Source organism: Amycolatopsis heterodermiae (assembly GCF_034929455.1).
Taxonomy (GTDB): domain Bacteria; phylum Actinomycetota; class Actinomycetes; order Mycobacteriales; family Pseudonocardiaceae; genus Amycolatopsis; species Amycolatopsis heterodermiae.
The window spans coordinates 208,597-224,926 of the sequence record NZ_JAYFSI010000010.1 but is presented as its reverse complement, the minus strand read 5'-3'; the positions used below and the strand labels follow the sequence as shown (position 1 = coordinate 224,926).

The window sequence follows — 16,330 nt, the reverse complement described above, 5'->3', positions numbered from 1 at the left end:
TTTCGACGCGGAACCGAACTTCTTCAACTGCTCGGATAGGTGGCGAGGTAGATCGCGGTGCGTTCGGCGCCGGGACGGCGCGGGCGCGCGCGGAACTCCTCGAGCAGGGAGTTGAGCCGGTCTTCCAGCTCCTCACGCTCCTCAGGTGCCACCTGGACGACCAGGCGCGCCTGATGCACGCCCTCGAACCGGGTGTCGGCGATCTCGGCCAGATAGGCCTCGAGCATCGCCTGTTCCACGTCTTTGTCACCGCATGAGTCGAGTGTCCACGAAAGGCCCGTGGAGAGGTAGGGAATTTCCCGGGCGCCCCGGGTGCCGCGCCGGGGCGGCTGGGCCGCCAGGAAGCCGGTGTCCACGAGCTTGCGCACGTGGTGCAGGGTGGTCGCCGGGTCACGGCCGAGCCGCTCGGCGAGCTCCTTGTTGGTCAGGGCCTCGGAGAAGGTCAACCGGATGATGCGCAGCCGTATTCCGGAGGCCAGCGCGGCGGCCTCGGCTTCGGTCGCGGTACGACGTTTCGCGGGGAGCACGGGCCCAGCCTAGAGCGAACAGTGATTGACACTTTCCAATCACTCGCGGCAGACTCGGGCCATGTCCAGGGGGTCTCTTTTCCGCCACGCCGACTTCAGACGACTCTGGGCCGGCGACACGGCCAGCCAGCTCGGCACGTCCGTCGGCAACACCGCCATCCCGTTGCTGGCGGCGGTCACGCTGGCCGCGACGCCGTTCGAGATGGGCCTGCTCACCGCGGCCGAAACGCTCGCGTTCCTGCTGATCGGGCTGCCCGCCGGGGTGTGGGTCGACCGGCTGCGCCGCCGCCGGGTCATGCTCGCGGCCGACTTCACCCGCTTCGCCCTGCTGCTCACCGTGCCGCTCGCCTGGTGGGCCGGGATCCTGACGCTCGCCCAGCTGCTGGTGGTCGTGCTGCTCGTCGGCATCGCGACGCTGTTCTTCGACATCTCCTACCAGTCGTACCTGCCCTCGCTCGTCGGCCGGGAGCACCTGCTGGAGGGCAACGCGAAGCTGCAGTCGGTCCAGTCGGTCGCGCAGATCGCCGGGCCGAGCGGCGCGGGTGTGCTGGTCCAGCTGGTCACGGCCGCGAACACCGTGCTGATCACCGGCTTCGGTTACCTGACGTCGGCGCTGTGCCTGCTCCGCATCCGGACGGTCGAGCCCGAGCCCGAGCGCGGTGGCCACGCCCCGCTGGGCCGGCAGATCGGCGAGGGCCTGCGGTTCGTCTTCGCCGACAAGCCGTTGCGCGCGATCGTGGCGTGCACGGCGATCGCGAACCTCTTCGACGCCGCCTTCACCGCGGTCCGGGTGCTGTTCCTGACGCGCACCCTCGGGCTGGCGCCGGCGGTGGTCGGCCTGGTGCTGGGCGTCGGCGGCGCGGGCGGCATCCTCGGCGCGCTCTGTTCGGGGGCCGTCACCCGGCGGATCGGCCAGTCCCGGGCGATCTGGCTGGTGCCGCTGCTCACCATGCCGGCCTACCTGCTGGTCCCGCTGGCCGCGCCGGGCTGGCGGCTCGTCCTCGCCGGGTTCGGCCTGGCCGTCACGGCGTTCGGGATCATCATCTACAACGTCGCGGCGGTCTCCTACCGCCAGGCGATCTGCCCGGACCGGTTGCTCGGCCGGATGAACGCGAGCGTGCGGTTCGTCGTCTGGGGCACGATCCCGCTCGGCGGGCTGCTGGGCGGCGCGCTGGGCGAATGGCTCGGCCTGCGCACCGCGGTGTGGGTGGCGGTCGCCGGCACGATCTCCGCGGTGCTGTGGGTGGTCTTCTCGCCGCTGCGGCGCATGCGTGATCTGCCGACCGCGGCGAAAACGGGTTCCGGCGCCGCCTAGAGTTGTTCCATGACAACTCCCTTCACGAGCCCCAAGGTCCCGGACAAGGTCGGTGTCGACGGTCTGGAGGCCAAGTGGGTACCCGTATGGGAGTCCACCGGCGCCTACCGCTTCGACCGCAGCAAGACCCGCGCCGAGGTCTACTCGATCGACACGCCGCCGCCGACGGTCAGCGGGTCGCTGCACATCGGGCACGTCTTCTCCTACACCCACACCGACGTGCTCGCGCGGTTCAAGCGGATGCGCGGGTCCGAGGTGTTCTACCCGATGGGCTGGGACGACAACGGCCTGCCGACCGAACGCCGGGTGCAGAACCACTTCGGCGTCCGCTGCGACCCGTCGCTGCCCTACGACCCGGATTTCCGGGCGCCGGAGAAGCCGGACAAGGACGTCGTTTCCATCTCGCGGCGGAACTTCGTCGAGCTGTGCGAATCCCTGACGGTGACCGACGAAAAGGTCTTCGAGCAGCTCTGGCGGCAGATCGGGCTGTCGGTCGACTGGACGATGACCTACCAGACCATCGGGCACGACTCGCGGCTGATCTCGCAGCGCGCGTTCCTGCGCAACCTCGCCCGCGGCGAGGCCTACCAGGCCGAAGCGCCGACGCTCTGGGACGTCTCGTTCCGGACCGCCGTCGCGCAGGCCGAGCTGGAAGACCGGGAACGCCCCGGCGCGTTCCACGACCTCGCGTTCACCGGTCCCGACGGCGCGGACGTCGTGATCGCGACGACCCGGCCCGAGCTGCTGCCCGCGTGCGTCGCGCTGGTGGCGCACCCGGACGACGAGCGCTTCAAGCCGCTGTTCGGGAAGACCGTGCGGACGCCGGTGTTCGACGTCGAGGTGCCGGTGGTGGCGCACCACCTGGCCGACCCCGAAAAGGGCCGCGGCATCGCGATGGTGTGCACCTTCGGCGACACCACGGACGTCACGTGGTGGCGCGAGCTGCGGCTCGCCACCCGGGTCGTGCTGGGCCGCGACGGCCGGTTCCTGCCCGACGCGCCACACGGCGTGCCAGCGGAAGCCTATGCGCCGCTGGTGGGCAAGACCGTCCACACGGGACGCGAGATCCTGGTGCGCCTGTTGCGTGAAGCCGGTGCGCTGCGCGGGGAACCGCGGCCGATCACGCATTCGGTGAAGTTCTACGAGAGGGGCGACAAGCCGCTGGAGATCGTCGCCAGCCGGCAGTGGTACCTGCGCAACGGAGGCAACGACGAGGCGTTCCGGGCTCGTATGCTGGCCCGCGGCGAGGAGCTGAACTGGGTGCCGAAGCACATGCAGGTGCGCTACTCGTCGTGGGTGGAGAACCTCGCCGGCGACTGGCTGGTCAGCCGCCAGCGCTTCTTCGGCGTCCCGATTCCCCTGTGGTACCGGGTGGACGAGCACGGTGAGCCGGACTACGACGCGCGCCTGCTGCCGGACGACCTGCCGGTCGACCCGAGCAGCGACGTCCCGCCGGGCTTCACCGAGGACCAGCGCGGTGTCCCGGGCGGGTTCGTCGCGGAGGCCGACGTGATGGACACGTGGGCGACGTCGTCGCTCACCCCGCAGATCGTCGGCCGCTGGAGCCTCGACGACGACCTGTTCGAGCGGGTCTTCCCGATGGACCTGCGGCCGCAGGCGCACGAGATCATCCGCACCTGGCTGTTCTCGACGGCGGTGCGCGCGGAGCTGGAGCACGGCGTGCTGCCGTGGCGGGAGACGTCGATCGCCGGCTGGGTGCTCGACCCCGACCGCAAGAAGATGTCGAAGTCCAAGGGCAACGTCACGACGCCGGTGGACCTGCTGGAGCGGTTCGGCTCGGACGCGGTGCGCTACTGGGCGGCGAGCGCGCGCCCCGGCGTCGACACGGCGGTCGACGAAGGCCAGATGAAGGTCGGCCGCCGGCTGGCGACGAAGCTGCTCAACGCGAGCCGGTTCGTGCTCGGCCTCGGGGTGCCGTCCCCGTCCGCGGCGGTCACCGAACCGCTGGACCGGGCGCTGCTGGCGTCCCTGGCGGTCGTCATCGAGCAGGCGACGGCGGCGCTGGAGGACCTGGACTACGCGCGGGCGCTGCAGGTGACCGAGACGTTCTTCTGGACGTTCTGCGACGACTACGTCGAGCTGGTGAAGGGCCGCGCATACGGCGACAGCGGCACTTCGGGGGCCTCGTCGGCCCAGGCGGCCCTGGTGACGGCGTTGTCGGCGCTGCTGCGGCTGTTCGCGCCGTTCCTGCCGTTCGCGACCGAGGAGGTCTGGTCGTGGTGGCAGCCGGGTTCGGTGCACCGGGCCGCGTGGCCGTCGGGCCTGGCGGCCGACGGTGACCCGAAGCTGCTGACGCTGGCGGGCGAGGTGATCGCGGCGGTCCGCCGCGCGAAGACGGACGCGAAGGTCTCGATGCGCACAGCGGTGGAGACGTTGACGGTGACTGGTCCGGCCGACGTGCTGGCCCGGTTCACCGAGATCGAGCCGGACATCCGCGTCGCGGGCGGGATCGCGAACGTCACCACGCGCGACGGCGACTTCACGGTGGAAGCCAAGGTCGGCGGCTGACGCCCGGGTGGGCCGCCCCGGTCAGGAACCGGCGGCGGCCCACCAGGCGTCGTCGATCTCGCCGCGCGCCACGATCTCCGCCGGGCCCGACAGGGTCGACGCGCCGCGGGACACCGTCACCTCGACCCGGCCGCCCGGGATGTCCACTGTGGACGCGCCGGTGTCGGTGCCCGCCAGGTGGAAGGCCGCCGCCACCGCGGCCACCGTGCCGGTGCCGCAGGCGCGGGTCTCCCCCACGCCGCGCTCGTGGACGCGCATCCGCAGCGCGCCCTCGCCGAGGCGGTTGACGAACTCGAGGTTCACGCCGTTCGGGAAGACGTCGTGGTCGAAGTCGGGCTGGTCGCGCAGGTCCAGGTCCGCGACGTCGGTGTCGTCGAGCACCGAGACCAGGTGCGGGTTGCCGACGTCCACGGCCACGCCGGAGAACGGCCGGCCCGCGACCACGGTCACCGACGTGCCGGTGATCGTCGCCGGGCCCATCCCGACCGTCACCGACCGGTCCGGGTGCACCACCACCGGGCGGTCGCCCGCCCGGGTGGCGACCACGAACTCGCCCTCCGCCGCGAGGCCGGAGTCGACGAGGTAGCGGGCGAACACGCGCACGCCGTTGCCGCACATCTCCGCGATCGAACCGTCCGCGTTGCGGTAGTCCATGAACCACTCGCCCTCGGAGGCGATTTCGAGCGCGGCGGCCCGGACGATGCGGAGCACGCCGTCGGCCCCGAGGCCGCGGTGGCGGTCGCACAGCGCGGCGATCCGGGCCTCGGTCAGCTCGAGGCGGCCCGCCGCGTCGGGGAGCAGCACGAAGTCGTTCTGCGTGCCGTGCCCCTTGAGGAACTCGATTCCGCCCATGGGGGCAAGGTTACCGGCCCAGGGTATCCAGGACGCGTGCGGCCAGCCCGGCCTCGGCGCCGTCGAACCAGTGGATCCGCTGGTCGCGCCGGAACCAGGACCGTTGCTTCCTGACGAAGCGCCGGGTGGCCTGCGCCGTCGCCGCGGCGGCGGCCTCGAAGTCGCCCTCGCCGTCCAGCTCGGTGATCACCTGCTGGTAGCCCAGCGCGCGCGACGCCGTCTTCCCGTCGCGCAGCCCGCGCTCCAGCAGCCCGCGCACCTCGTCGACCAAGCCGGCCTCGAACATCAGCCGGACGCGCTCGTTCACGCGCTCGTCGAGCTCCTCGGGCGCCCGGTCGACGCCGATCACGACCGTGCCGTAGCGGGCCGGCCCCGGCTTCGGCAGGTTCGCCGAGAACGGCTCGCCGGTGATCTCGATGACCTCCAGCGCGCGCACGATCCGGCGGGTGTTGGTCGGCAGGATCGCGGCCGCGGCGGCCGGATCGCGTTCACCCAACCGGGTGTAGAGGGTCGGCGTGCCCAGCGCGACCGCCTCCGCGTCGAGGCGGGCGCGCACGTCCGGGTCGGTGCCCGGGAAGCGCAGGTCGTCGAGCACCGCCTGGACGTACAGCCCGGAACCGCCGGTCAGCACCGGCACCCGGCCCGCGGCCAGCAGCCGCTCGACCTCGGCCCGCGCGTCGCGCTGGTAGGCCGCGACGGACGCCGTTTCGGTCACGTCCAGCACGTCGAGCAGGTGGTGCGGGACGCCGCGGCGTTCCTGGCCGGTGGCCTTGGCGGTGCCGATGTCCATACCGCGGTAGAGCTGCAGCGCGTCGGCGTTGACGACCTCCCCGCCGAGCTTCAGCGCCAGCTCCACGGCCAGCGCGGTCTTGCCGGTCGCCGTCGGCCCGACCACCGCGACCGGGCGGATCGGGGGTGCGGCGGCGGGGCTGGTCACGACGGCTGACGATACCGGCGTCCCGACACGGAGCGTCCACCGGAAGTAGGATCACGAGCTTCGAGTGGCTCATCCAGTACCACGGTGCGCGCTGAGCTGCTTGAATGCCGCGTGGGGGCCGTAGCATCCGAGCACGGCCCGTGACGACCGCATTACCCGGCCCCGCCGCACCGGCGGGGCGCCCGCGCCAGCGGGCGTACAGGCGATAAGGAGCCTGCGATGGCCCAGGAGAACACTTCCACCGGTACCCCGGCCCCGCACCCGGTGCCGCACGCGCTGCACACCGGGCACGCCGCACCGCCCGTGCCGCCCGCCGAGCCCACCCCGTCCACCTGGGGCCGGGTCGACGAAGAGGGCACCGTCTACGTCATCACGGCCGAGGGCGAGCGCGCCGTCGGCGTCTGGCAGGCGGGCAGCCCCGACGAGGGCCTGGTGCACTTCGCCCGCCGCTTCGACGACGTGCGGACCGAGGTCGAGCTGCTGGAGACGCGCCTGGTGTCGGGCGCCGGCGACCCGAAGCACGCGCTGTCGAATGCGACGCAGCTGCGCGACGGGCTCGCCGAAGCCGCACTGGTCGGCGACCTGGCCGCCCTGGGCGCGCGCCTGGAGTACGTCATCGGGCACGCCGAGAAGGCCCTGGCCAGCGCGAAGCAGGAGCGTGAGGAAGCCCGCGCCGCGGCCGTCGCCCGGAAGCAGGAGCTGGCCGAAGAGGCCGAGAAGATCGCCGCGGACTCCACCCAGTGGAAGGCGGCCGGCGACCGGCTGCGCACGATCCTGGACGAGTGGAAGACGGTCAAGGGCGTCGACCGCAAGACCGACGACGAGCTGTGGAAGCGGTTCTCCAAGGCCCGCGAGGGCTTCAACCGGCGTCGTGGCTCCCACTTCGCCGAGCTGGACAAGCAGCGCGCCTCGGCCAAGACGCGCAAGGAAGAGCTCATCGCCGAGGCCGAGGCCATCAGCGAGTCCGACGACTGGGGCGACACCGCCGGCCGGTACAAGGACCTGATGACCGAGTGGAAGGCCGCCGGCCGGGCGCCGAAGGACAGCGACGAGGCGCTCTGGCAGCGTTTCCGCGCGGCGCAGGACAAGTTCTTCGCCCGCCGGTCCGCGGTGTTCTCCGAGCGCGACGCCGAGTTCTCGACGAACGCGTCCCGCAAGGAGGAGCTGCTGGTCGAGGCCGAGAAGATCGACGCCGCCTCGAACCTCGAAGCCGCCAAGAACGCGCTGCGCAAGATCCAGGAGCAGTGGGACGAGATCGGCAAGGTCCCGCGCGAGCGCATCCGCGAGCTGGACGGCCGGCTGAAGGCCGTCCAGGACTCGGTGAAGTCGGCCGAGGACTCCCGCTGGCGCCGCACGGACCCGGAGGCGCAGGCCCGGGCCGCGCAGTTCCGCGAGCGCGTCGAGCAGTTCGAGTCCCAGGCGGCCAAGGCCCGCGCCGCGGGTGACGAGCGCCGCGCGAAGAAGGCCGACGACCAGGCCGCGCAGTGGCGCGAGTGGCTGCAGGCCGCGGAGGCGGCCGTCGCCGACCGCTGACCCGCCCGTTCGGCAAAGCCGTGAATGGCCCGTTAACGGACTTGAAGCCCTCAACGGGCCATTCACGGCTTTCGGGCAAGAAGACGGGCCGGCGCTTTTCGGCGGCGCCGGTGCTGCACTTCGCTGATGAGTGAGCCCTCGAACCTCGTGTCCGCACTTGTCGTCGCTTGCACCGTCGCGATGGCGGCTGCCGGTCCCGCCCCGACCGTCGTCGACGGAAAGAAAGCACGAGGTCAAGCTCGAAGCGAAGGCCGAGAAGAACCGCCTCAAGGTCGGCGAAGAGACGAAGATCAACGGCTCGTTCGCCGACCCCAGCGGGCAGAAGCCCCTCTCCCGCGCTTCAGCGTGAGCTTCAAGATCCGCGCGAACGTCACGTTGCGGGTCTTCCACCCGGAGACCGACCTGTACGTCGGCGTGGCTTCGGGCCTGATCTCGCTCGTGGTGTTCTAGGAACGGGAGAAGGCCGTCCGCATCCACGACGCGGCGAGGCAGATCATCACGATCCAGGCGATGATCAGGCCGATCCCGGGACCGCCGCCGGCGGTGCCGCTGGCGTGGGACGACTGCTGCGACCAGATGGCCAGCAGCCCGTCGACCGAGGCGAACCAGCCGCCGGCGGCGCAAACCCAGGCCAGCCACCAGCGGCGCGTCACCAGCGCGAGCGCGGACGCGAGGATGCCGACGCCGGTCGACGTCGCGGCGAACAGCTGCGGGATGCCGCCGCCCTCGCCGGCCAGCACCTGCCAGCCGGCGTGGTCGCCGACCCACGGCAGCAGCAGGCAGCCGAGCAGCACGAACGTGAACACCGCGATGGTGAACCCGCGACGGCCGAGCTCGACCGTGCGGGACGCCTGCTGGCCGACCTCGTCGATCTCGGCGGCCAGCTCGTCCAGCTCGCCGGACTTCGGGGACTCCGTCACAACGCACACCCGCTCACCGGTTCGGGCCGGGCCGCCGGGGCACCGAAGCCCGGCAGGCCCAGCGTGACGCCGTTGGTCTTGGGCCGCAGCCCCGCCTCGGCGTTGTCACCGGCGCGCGTCCGCCGGTGGGAGATCAGGTCGCCGTCGGCGACCATGTGGTGCGGCGCGCCGTAGGTGACGACCGTCTCGACGACGTCGCCGGGGCGCACGCCGCGGTCCACCGCCGGACCGGTCGGCGCGAAGTGCACCAGCCGCCCGTCACGGCCGCGGCCGCTCATCCGGTGCGTCTCGGCGTCCTTGCGGCCTTCGCCGTCGGCGACGAGCAGCTCGACCCGGCGGCCGACGATCTTCTTGTTCTCGTCCCAGGAGATCTGGTTCTGCAGCTCGACCAGGCGCTCGTAGCGTTCCTGGACGACCTCCTTGGGCAGCTGCCCCGCCATCGTCGCGGCCGGGGTGCCCGGGCGCTTCGAGTACTGGAAGGTGAACGCGCTCGAGAAGCGGGACTGCGCCACGACGTCCAGCGTCGCCTGGAAGTCCTCCTCGGTCTCCCCGGGGAAGCCGACGATGATGTCGGTGGTGATCGCCGCGTCGGGCATCGCCGCGCGGACCTCGTCGAGGATCTTCAGGTAGCGCGTGGAGCGGTAGGACCGCTTCATCTCGCGCAGCACCCGGTCGGACCCGGACTGCAGCGGCATGTGCAGCTGGTGGCAGACGTTCGGGGTCTCGGCCATCGCGTCGATGACGTCGGAGGTGAACGCGGCCGGGTGCGGCGAGGTGAACCGGACGCGCTCCAGGCCGTCGATCCCGCCGCAGGCGCGCAGCAGCTTGCCGAACGCCTGCCTGTCGCCGAACTCGACGCCGTAGGAGTTCACGTTCTGGCCGAGCAGGGTGACCTCGAGCACGCCCTCGGCGACGAGCGCCTCGACCTCGGCCAGGATCTCGCCAGGCCGCCGGTCACGTTCCTTGCCACGCAGGGCGGGGACGATGCAGAAGGTGCAGGTGTTGTTGCAGCCGACCGAAACGGACACCCAGCTCGCGTAGGACGATTCGCGGCGCGCGGGCAGCGTCGAGGGGAACGTCTCGAGGGACTCGAGGATCTCGACCTCGGCCTCGGCGTTGTGCCGCGCGCGCTCCAGCAGCGTCGGCAGCGACCCGATGTTGTGCGTGCCGAACACGACGTCGACCCAGGGCGCCCGCTTGACGATCTCGCCGCGGTCCTTCTGCGCCAGGCACCCGCCGACGGCGATCTGCAGGTCCGGGTTCGCGGTCTTGTCCGGCCGCAGGTGCCCGAGGGTGCCGTACAGCTTGTTGTCCGCGTTCTCCCGCACGGCGCAGGTGTTGAACACGATGAGGTCGGGCTTGCCGTCCTTGCCGACGGGCACGTACCCGGCCTCTTCGAGCTGCCCGGCGAGCCGCTCGGAGTCGTGGACGTTCATCTGGCAGCCGAAGGTGCGGATCTGGTACGCCCTGGGTGCCTGTGTCTCGGTCATCGCCGTTCAGGGTAACCCCGGGTTCGGGCGGGGCGGCCGCCCGGGCGTCCCGCCCCGGCCCTACGCGCCGAGCAGGCCGATCACCGCGGCCGACTTCGCTTCGCCGAGGAATCGCAGGCCCATGAAGTTGTCGCCGGCGGTGAAGCCGGGCAGCGCCCAGATCGCCTCGTACGGCAGCTCGAGCGACCGGTAGCGGCGCAGGCTGTAGACGTTGCTCCACAAGCACTTGCCGGGGCCGGGGCGCCAGAGCCGCCGCGCGAACGCGGGGTTCCGGAAACCGTGCCCCACCTCGGCGGTGGCACGCACGTGCCTGCCGCCGGTGAACAGCACGACGTCGCCGGTGGCGACGGTGTCCATCCGGCGGTCGTACTTGTCCTTGGCGCCCCAGAACCGGGCGCGCCCGCCCGGGTGCAGTGCGTTCAGGCGGGCGAGGTCGGCCGGGTCCAGCAGGTCGGCGTGCTCGCCGATGGCGACGGTCCGCTCCAGGGTTTCCGCCCCGCAGCGGCGGGCTTCCGGGGTGCCGTAGGCGGGCTGGATGAACACCTGGGCCGCGGCTCGCACGCTACCCGGCATCGTCAAGCGTCCTCGCCAGGCAGGGCGAAGAGCGGCCGCTGGTCCGGGTCCTCCGGTTCGCCGCCCAGGCGGAGGCACTTGCGGCAGCTGACGCCCAGGTGGGTCGGCGTGACCTCGCCGCCCGCGCCGAGGCCCGACCAGCCCTGGTGGCACGCCGGGGCCGGGAGGGTCAGGCTGTTGAGCCACGGCACCCAGCTGACCCGGTGAGTGACGCCGGACCGGCCGATGTGCAGGCGCATGCCGGTGAACAGCCGGTGTTGCTCTTCCGCGAAGCGCGCGGGGTCGATGGGCGGGACCGGGAAGAGGGGGATCGGCTCGCTCATCCTCCCAGTATGGAGGGTCGTACACCGGGAATTCGGGAGGAAGCCACCCCGGCCGGGTACGTTGCCTGCCGTGAAGACCCAGGCCCTGCTGCTGTCCGCCGTGCTCACCGTCACCCTGGCCACGCCGGCCTCGGCCGAAGGCGGGCTCGCTCCCGGCGTCACGATCCGGACCACCGTGTCCGGCGAAGGCACCGGCCACAACACCTGGACGGCCACCGTGCAGGTGCCCGGCGGCTCCAGCCCCGACCCGGACGCGCCGCCGTCCGCGCTCGGCACGCGGGAGCACGCCGACGCGCTGGTGACCGCCTTGCGCGGCAAGGGTTTCGCGGCACGCGCGGAGGAGGTCGACTGGCCGGCCTTCGCCGACACCCCGCGCGGCGCGCTCGGCTGGCGGGTGCGGGTCGGCTCCTTCGCCGACCAGGCGTCGGCCGCCGCGACGGCGAAAGCCATGGCCGCCAACGGGTTCACCGCCGCCGCCGAGTGGACCGGCCAGGACGGGCCGCAGGCGCAGGGCCCGCAGCACGTGCGCGTCGCGATCGTCGACCCGCGGCGGTTCACCGGGCAGGTCGTGGCGTCGCACGGAGAATCGGTGGCGGGACGGCGCACGACGTCGGCGTTGTCGGCCGCCGCCGGGGCGCTCGTCGGCGTCAACGGTGGCTTCTTCGTCATCGACCCGCGTGACGGCATCCCCGGCGAACCGGCGGGCGTCGGCGTCTACCAGGGCCTCCTGCAGAGTGAAGCCACGGCCGGGCGGCCCGCGCTGCTGCTCGGCGACCGGCCTTCGATCGGCATGCCGCGGACCGTGCTGACCGTCGGCGACCGGCGAGTCGACGGCGTGAACCGCAAGCCGGGCCTGGTCCGCAACTGCGGCGAGCCCGGGGACGTCCCGACCGGCCGGCCGCTGCACGACACGACCTGCACGCACGCCGACGACCTGGTGCTGTTCACGCCGCAGCTCGGCACGCCCACGCCCGCCGGTGCCGGGGTCGAAGCCGTGCTGGACGCCCACGACGTCGTCACCGCGGTCCGCGCGCCCGGCGGCGACGTGCCCGCGGGCGGGCACACCGTGCAGGGCATCGGGTCGGCCGCGACGTGGCTGACCGCCCACGCGCGGCCGGGTGCGCGGCTGCGCGTCGGGACGCGGATCTTCGACGGCGCCCGCCCGGTTCACCCGGCCGGGGTGGTCAACGGCGGCCCGTGGCTGGTCCGCGACGGCCGGATCGCGGTGGACGCGGCGGCGGACGGCGTCGTGCACCCCGGCGACCCGTCGTTCGTGTACGGCTGGGGCGTCAAGCGCAACCCGCGGACGATGGTCGGCCTCGACCGCCGCGGACGGCTGCTGATCGTCGCGGCCGACGGGCGCCAGCCCGGGTACAGCGAAGGGCTGTCGCTGGTGGAAGGCGCACAGCTGATGGCGCGCTTGGGCGCGGTGACCGCGATCAACCTCGACGGCGGCGGTTCGACGGCCATGGCGATCGACGGGCGCCTGGTCAGCTCCCCTTCGGACGCGACCGGCGAGCGCCCGGTCGGCGACGCGGTGCTGGTGGTGCCGCGCTAACGCGGATCGACGCTCAGCCACCGTCCCCGCGCATCCGCCCACCGCGCTAACGCGGATCGACGACTCCACGCACAGCCTCCAGCAGCGCCGCCCGATGCTCCCCAAACCGCGACTCCGACCCAACCGCCGCGATCAACGCCGGGGGTGCGCTCAGCCAGCTTTCCGTCATCCGCAGCACGATCGCGAACAGGTCGGCCGCCGGAAGATCTCCGCGAACACGGCCGTCGCGCTGGGCCGCCGTGACCGCCTCGACGCGGGCCCGGAACCGGTCGATCTCGGCGGCGGACGGCTCGATCCGCTCAAGCGTGCGCCACGTGGCCAGCCGCCGGGAGGCCGTGTTGGCCAGCATGTGGTCGTACCTCGCGGCGGCGAAGGCGTTGAGGTCGCCGTCGGCCATCGGGGCCGCCTCGAAGACGGCGCGTGCCTCTTCCTCCACCACCGCGTCGAACAGCTGGTTCTTGTCGCCGAAGTAGACGTAGATCAGCCGCTTGTTCGCGCCGGCGCGCTCGGCGATCCGGTCGATCCGCGCGCCGGCCGGGCCGTGCTCGGCGAACTCCGCCGTCGCCGCGTCGAGCAGCAGCGCCTTCGTGGCCGCCGAGTCGCGGGGACGGGGCTGGGTCACCACGCCACCGGGCCCGAAGCGGCGAAGAACCCGCCCGTCGGGCCGTCCGGGCCGGCCTGCGCCAGCCGCACGGTGGCTTCGGCGCCCTGCTCGACCGTCTGGAAACCGGTGTTGTGGTTGAGATCGGTCTTCGTGTAGCCGGGGTCCACGGCGTTGATCCGCATCTCCGGAAACGCCTTCGCGTACTGGACGGTGACCATGTTCAGCGCCGCCTTGGACGACGGGTACGCGACACCCTGGTAGAAGTGCGTGAACGAGGCCGGGTCCGCCAGGTCCGCGGTCCGGCCCAGGCCGCTGCTGACGTTGACCACCACCGGGTTCGCCGACCGCCGCAGCAGCGGCAGGAACGCGCCGGTGACCCGGACGATCCCGAACACGTTGGTCTCGTACAGGTCCCGCAGCTGATCGGCGGTCACGTCGGCGGCGCCGATCACCCCGCCGTCGGACGTCCGGCCTTCGACGCCGGCGTTGTTCACGAGCACGTCCAGTCCCCCGCCGGCCTCGACGGTCTCGGCCGCCGCGGCCACCGACGCGTCGTCGGTGACGTCGAGCTGCACGAACCGCGCGCCCAGCCGTTCGGCGGCTGCGCGGCCGCGTTCGGCGTCGCGCGCGCCGACGTAGACGGTGTGACCGGCGGCGACGAGCTGGCGGGCCGTCTCGTAGCCGATGCCCTTGTTGGCGCCGGTGACCAGGGTTGTCGTCATGATTCCCACTCCTATCTAACTGGATAGTTACAACACTGCTCCGGCCGGGCAAGTAAGTCAATGGTTAGTTACTTCACGGCGGGGCGGAGTCTGGCACGATCGGGCCGTGGCCCGGACCCGGCGGATGCGCGCGCTCGCGATGCTCGGCGCCCTGCTCACGTTCGCCGCGCTGCTGACCGGGTGCTCGTCCGGCTTCGCCGGCCTGCGGCTGCGGATCGCCGCCGGGAACCCCAACGGGGTCTACGACAAGCTCGCGCAGACCCTCGCCACGGCCTGGCAGTCCGGCCTCGACATCGACCGGCCCCAGGTGCTGCAGACCCAGGGCTCGCCCGACAACGTCACCAAGGTCCTGTCCGGGGCCGCCGACGTCGGGTTCGTCGCCGCCGACGTGGCCGCCGACAACTACGAGCAGAACCCGGGGCTGGCGACGCTCGCCCGGATCCACGACGACTACCTGCACATCGTCGTGCGCACCGACTCCGACATCCGCACCGTCGCGCAGCTGCGCGGGAAGCGGATCGCGATCGGGTCCCCCGCCTCCGGCGTCGAGTACATCGCCAGCCAGCTGCTGAAGGCGGCCGGCCTGAACGGCTCGGTCAGCACCACCACGCGCGGGCTCGACGACTCGGTCAAGGCGCTGCTGAACGGCGACGTCGACGCGTTCTTCTGGTCCGGCGGGCTGCCGACGCCGGCGATCGCCGACCGCAACGACACGCGGTCGCTGCGCCTGCTCGACATCGCCGACCTGATGCCGAAGATGCAGGAGATCAACCAGGTCTACGGCACCGCGTCCATCCCGGCGAGCACGTACAACCAGACCGGGCCCGTCACGACGCTGCTGGTGCCGAACTTCCTCGTGGTGCCCCGGTCGATGCCCGACGACGTCGCCGAAGCGCTGGTCCGCGGCCTGTTCGACGCCCGCGCGGCGCTCGCGCGGGCCAACCCGGCGGCGCTGTCGATCGACGTCCACCCGGGCATCGAGACCCAGCCGATCCCGCTGCACCCCGGCGCGCTCCGCTACTACCGGTCGCAGAAGGACTGACGCGCGTCAGGCCGCCGGGAAGGTCATCGTGATCCGGAGGCCGCCGCCGTCGGGCAGGTCGAGGGCCAGCTTCCCGTACGAGTGCGCGACGATCTCGCTGACGATCGCCAGGCCGAGCCCGGACCCGGGCACGTTCTGGTGGGCGCTGCTGCGCCAGAACCGGTCGAGCGCCCGGTCCAGCTCGTCGAGCCGCAGGCCGGGGCCGTGGTCCCGGACCGACAACGTGACCTCGCCACCTGCGCGGGCGACGACGATCCGGATCTCGGTGCCGCCGGCGGTGAACTTCAGCGCGTTGTCCAGCAGCGCGTCGAGGATCGTCTCGGCACCGCGCGGTGGCATGCGCACGCGGACGTCGTCACCGGACACGTCGACGACCAGCCGCACGTCACGCGCCTCGCCGACCACCGACCAGTCGGCGACGCGCTCGGCGACGGCCTCGGCGAGGTCGAGGGGGTCCAGCTCACCCCCGGAGGCCTCGGCGCGCGCCATCGACAGCAGGCCGTCGAGGATCTGGTGGAGCCGGCCGGCGTCGATCCGGGCGGCTTCGAGATCCGCCGCCGCGGGCTCGTCGACGACGTGGCCTTCGAGGTTCCCGAGCCGGATCTTGAGCGCGGTCAACGGGTTGCGCAGCTGGTGCGACGCGTCGGCGACGAACACCCGCTGCGCCTCCAGCGCCCCGGACACGCTCTCGGCCATCCGATCGAAGGAACGGCCGAGCTGACGCAGCTCCGGCGGCCCGCCGCCGTCCCCCACCGGCTCGGCCGCCCGCCCGCCGACCACGGACGCGACCAGCGCGCCGGTCGCGTCGTCGAGCCGCTTCACCGGGCGCAGGATCCACCGGACCACCGGGATCGCCACGGCCAGGGCCAGCACGAACGCGAGCACCCCGCCCGCGGTCAGCACCAGGAACCACCACAGCACGTCGGTGCGCGCGGCCGTGGTGTCCGAGATCGTCACCACCGCGCCCCGGACCTCGCCGTCGGCCAGCACCGGCTCGGCCAGCACCAGCGGCTCGGTGTTCCACGGCATCAGCATCCCGCCGGGCTGCGACCGGCGGCCGGCGAGCGCGTCGTGGACCGGGCCGGTGATCCGCGCGGCCCGGACGTCGATCCGCGCGGCGTCCGGGCCGGGCACGGTGTCGACCGCCTTGCCGTCCTGGTCGAAGACGACGACCTGGACCCCGTACACCTCGGTGTAGCGGCGCAGGTCGGGATCGAGCAGCTGCGGCTTGTTGTCCAGCAGCGGGCGCTGGGCCAGCGACGCGAACCGCGCGGTGTCGGTCAGCCGGTCGAGGAAGAGGTCCTGCTGCGCGCCCGAGGCGATCGTCGTGGCGAGCGGGATGCCGAGGCCGAAGACCAGCAACGCCACCAGCGTCAGCACGATGCCCTGCAGCCGGACGCGCACG

At 72.5% G+C, this 16,330-nt stretch carries 16 protein-coding genes; 6 read left to right on the top strand and 10 right to left on the bottom strand.

The window, feature by feature from the left end; genetic code table 11:
* Positions 1–23: 23 nt before the first annotated feature.
* Positions 24–527 (bottom strand): ArsR/SmtB family transcription factor, encoded by a 504-nt coding sequence (locus tag VA596_RS35150; protein WP_323332860.1) that lies wholly within the window; start codon positions 525–527, stop codon positions 24–26.
* A gap of 61 nt (positions 528–588) precedes the next feature.
* On the opposite strand from VA596_RS35150, the gene VA596_RS35145 reads away from it, so the two are divergent.
* Together VA596_RS35145 and valS are read left to right on the top strand one after the other, a co-directional pair.
* Entirely contained in the window at positions 589–1,842 is a 1,254-nt protein-coding gene (locus VA596_RS35145; RefSeq protein ID WP_323332859.1) for an MFS transporter, read from the top strand.
* 9 nt (positions 1,843–1,851) lie between these two features.
* On the top strand, positions 1,852–4,371 hold the full coding sequence (gene valS / locus VA596_RS35140; RefSeq protein WP_323332857.1) for a valine--tRNA ligase: 2,520 nt from the start codon (positions 1,852–1,854) through the stop codon (positions 4,369–4,371).
* A 21-nt stretch (positions 4,372–4,392) separates the two neighbouring features.
* Here the strand turns inward: valS and dapF are convergent, their stop codons facing one another.
* Both dapF and miaA read right to left on the bottom strand, forming a co-directional pair.
* A complete protein-coding gene (dapF, locus tag VA596_RS35135; RefSeq protein WP_323332856.1) occupies positions 4,393–5,223 on the bottom strand; it encodes a diaminopimelate epimerase in 831 nt (276 codons plus the stop codon).
* Between the two features lie 10 nt (positions 5,224–5,233).
* The gene (gene miaA, locus VA596_RS35130) at positions 5,234–6,133 is read right to left on the bottom strand and encodes a tRNA (adenosine(37)-N6)-dimethylallyltransferase MiaA (RefSeq protein WP_458364027.1); all 900 of its coding nucleotides are present in this window, start codon (positions 6,131–6,133) and stop codon (positions 5,234–5,236) included.
* Between the two features lie 246 nt (positions 6,134–6,379).
* On the opposite strand from miaA, the gene VA596_RS35125 reads away from it, so the two are divergent.
* Both VA596_RS35125 and VA596_RS35120 read left to right on the top strand, forming a co-directional pair.
* A complete protein-coding gene (locus tag VA596_RS35125) occupies positions 6,380–7,693 on the top strand; it encodes a DUF349 domain-containing protein (RefSeq protein WP_323332854.1) in 1,314 nt (437 codons plus the stop codon).
* A 157-nt stretch (positions 7,694–7,850) separates the two neighbouring features.
* Positions 7,851–8,042, top strand: a complete 192-nt coding sequence (locus tag VA596_RS35120) for a hypothetical protein (RefSeq protein ID WP_323332852.1) — start codon at positions 7,851–7,853, stop codon at positions 8,040–8,042.
* A gap of 97 nt (positions 8,043–8,139) precedes the next feature.
* Here the strand turns inward: VA596_RS35120 and VA596_RS35115 are convergent, their stop codons facing one another.
* From VA596_RS35115 to VA596_RS35100, 4 genes are read right to left on the bottom strand one after another with little or no spacing between them, the layout of a single operon-like run.
* On the bottom strand, positions 8,140–8,613 hold the full coding sequence (locus tag VA596_RS35115) for an Rv2732c family membrane protein (RefSeq protein WP_323332850.1): 474 nt from the start codon (positions 8,611–8,613) through the stop codon (positions 8,140–8,142).
* Positions 8,610–10,103, bottom strand: a complete 1,494-nt coding sequence (gene miaB, locus VA596_RS35110) for a tRNA (N6-isopentenyl adenosine(37)-C2)-methylthiotransferase MiaB (protein ID WP_323332847.1) — start codon at positions 10,101–10,103, stop codon at positions 8,610–8,612. The genes VA596_RS35115 and miaB overlap by 4 nt, the downstream gene beginning before the upstream one ends.
* Before the next feature lie 60 nt (positions 10,104–10,163).
* Positions 10,164–10,676, bottom strand: a complete 513-nt coding sequence (locus VA596_RS35105; protein ID WP_323332845.1) for a hypothetical protein — start codon at positions 10,674–10,676, stop codon at positions 10,164–10,166.
* 2 nt (positions 10,677–10,678) lie between these two features.
* On the bottom strand, positions 10,679–10,999 hold the full coding sequence (locus VA596_RS35100; RefSeq protein ID WP_323332843.1) for a hypothetical protein: 321 nt from the start codon (positions 10,997–10,999) through the stop codon (positions 10,679–10,681).
* Between the two features lie 70 nt (positions 11,000–11,069).
* Between VA596_RS35100 and VA596_RS35095 the strand changes: the two genes are divergently transcribed.
* Complete coding sequence (locus VA596_RS35095; protein ID WP_323332841.1) at positions 11,070–12,557, top strand: phosphodiester glycosidase family protein; 1,488 nt, start codon at positions 11,070–11,072, stop codon at positions 12,555–12,557.
* Between the two features lie 46 nt (positions 12,558–12,603).
* On the opposite strand, the gene VA596_RS35090 is transcribed toward VA596_RS35095, so the two are convergent.
* Complete coding sequence (locus VA596_RS35090) at positions 12,604–13,179, bottom strand: TetR family transcriptional regulator (RefSeq protein ID WP_323332839.1); 576 nt, start codon at positions 13,177–13,179, stop codon at positions 12,604–12,606.
* A complete protein-coding gene (locus tag VA596_RS35085; RefSeq protein ID WP_323332837.1) occupies positions 13,176–13,883 on the bottom strand; it encodes an SDR family NAD(P)-dependent oxidoreductase in 708 nt (235 codons plus the stop codon). The genes VA596_RS35090 and VA596_RS35085 overlap by 4 nt, the downstream gene beginning before the upstream one ends.
* Before the next feature lie 106 nt (positions 13,884–13,989).
* Between VA596_RS35085 and VA596_RS35080 the strand changes: the two genes are divergently transcribed.
* Positions 13,990–14,925 carry a TAXI family TRAP transporter solute-binding subunit gene (locus tag VA596_RS35080; protein WP_323332835.1) on the top strand — a complete coding sequence of 312 codons (936 nt, stop codon included), beginning with the start codon at positions 13,990–13,992 and terminating at the stop codon, positions 14,923–14,925.
* A 6-nt stretch (positions 14,926–14,931) separates the two neighbouring features.
* On the opposite strand, the gene VA596_RS35075 is transcribed toward VA596_RS35080, so the two are convergent.
* Positions 14,932–16,329, bottom strand: a complete 1,398-nt coding sequence (locus VA596_RS35075) for a sensor histidine kinase (RefSeq protein ID WP_323332833.1) — start codon at positions 16,327–16,329, stop codon at positions 14,932–14,934.
* Between the last annotated feature and the right edge of the window lies 1 nt (position 16,330).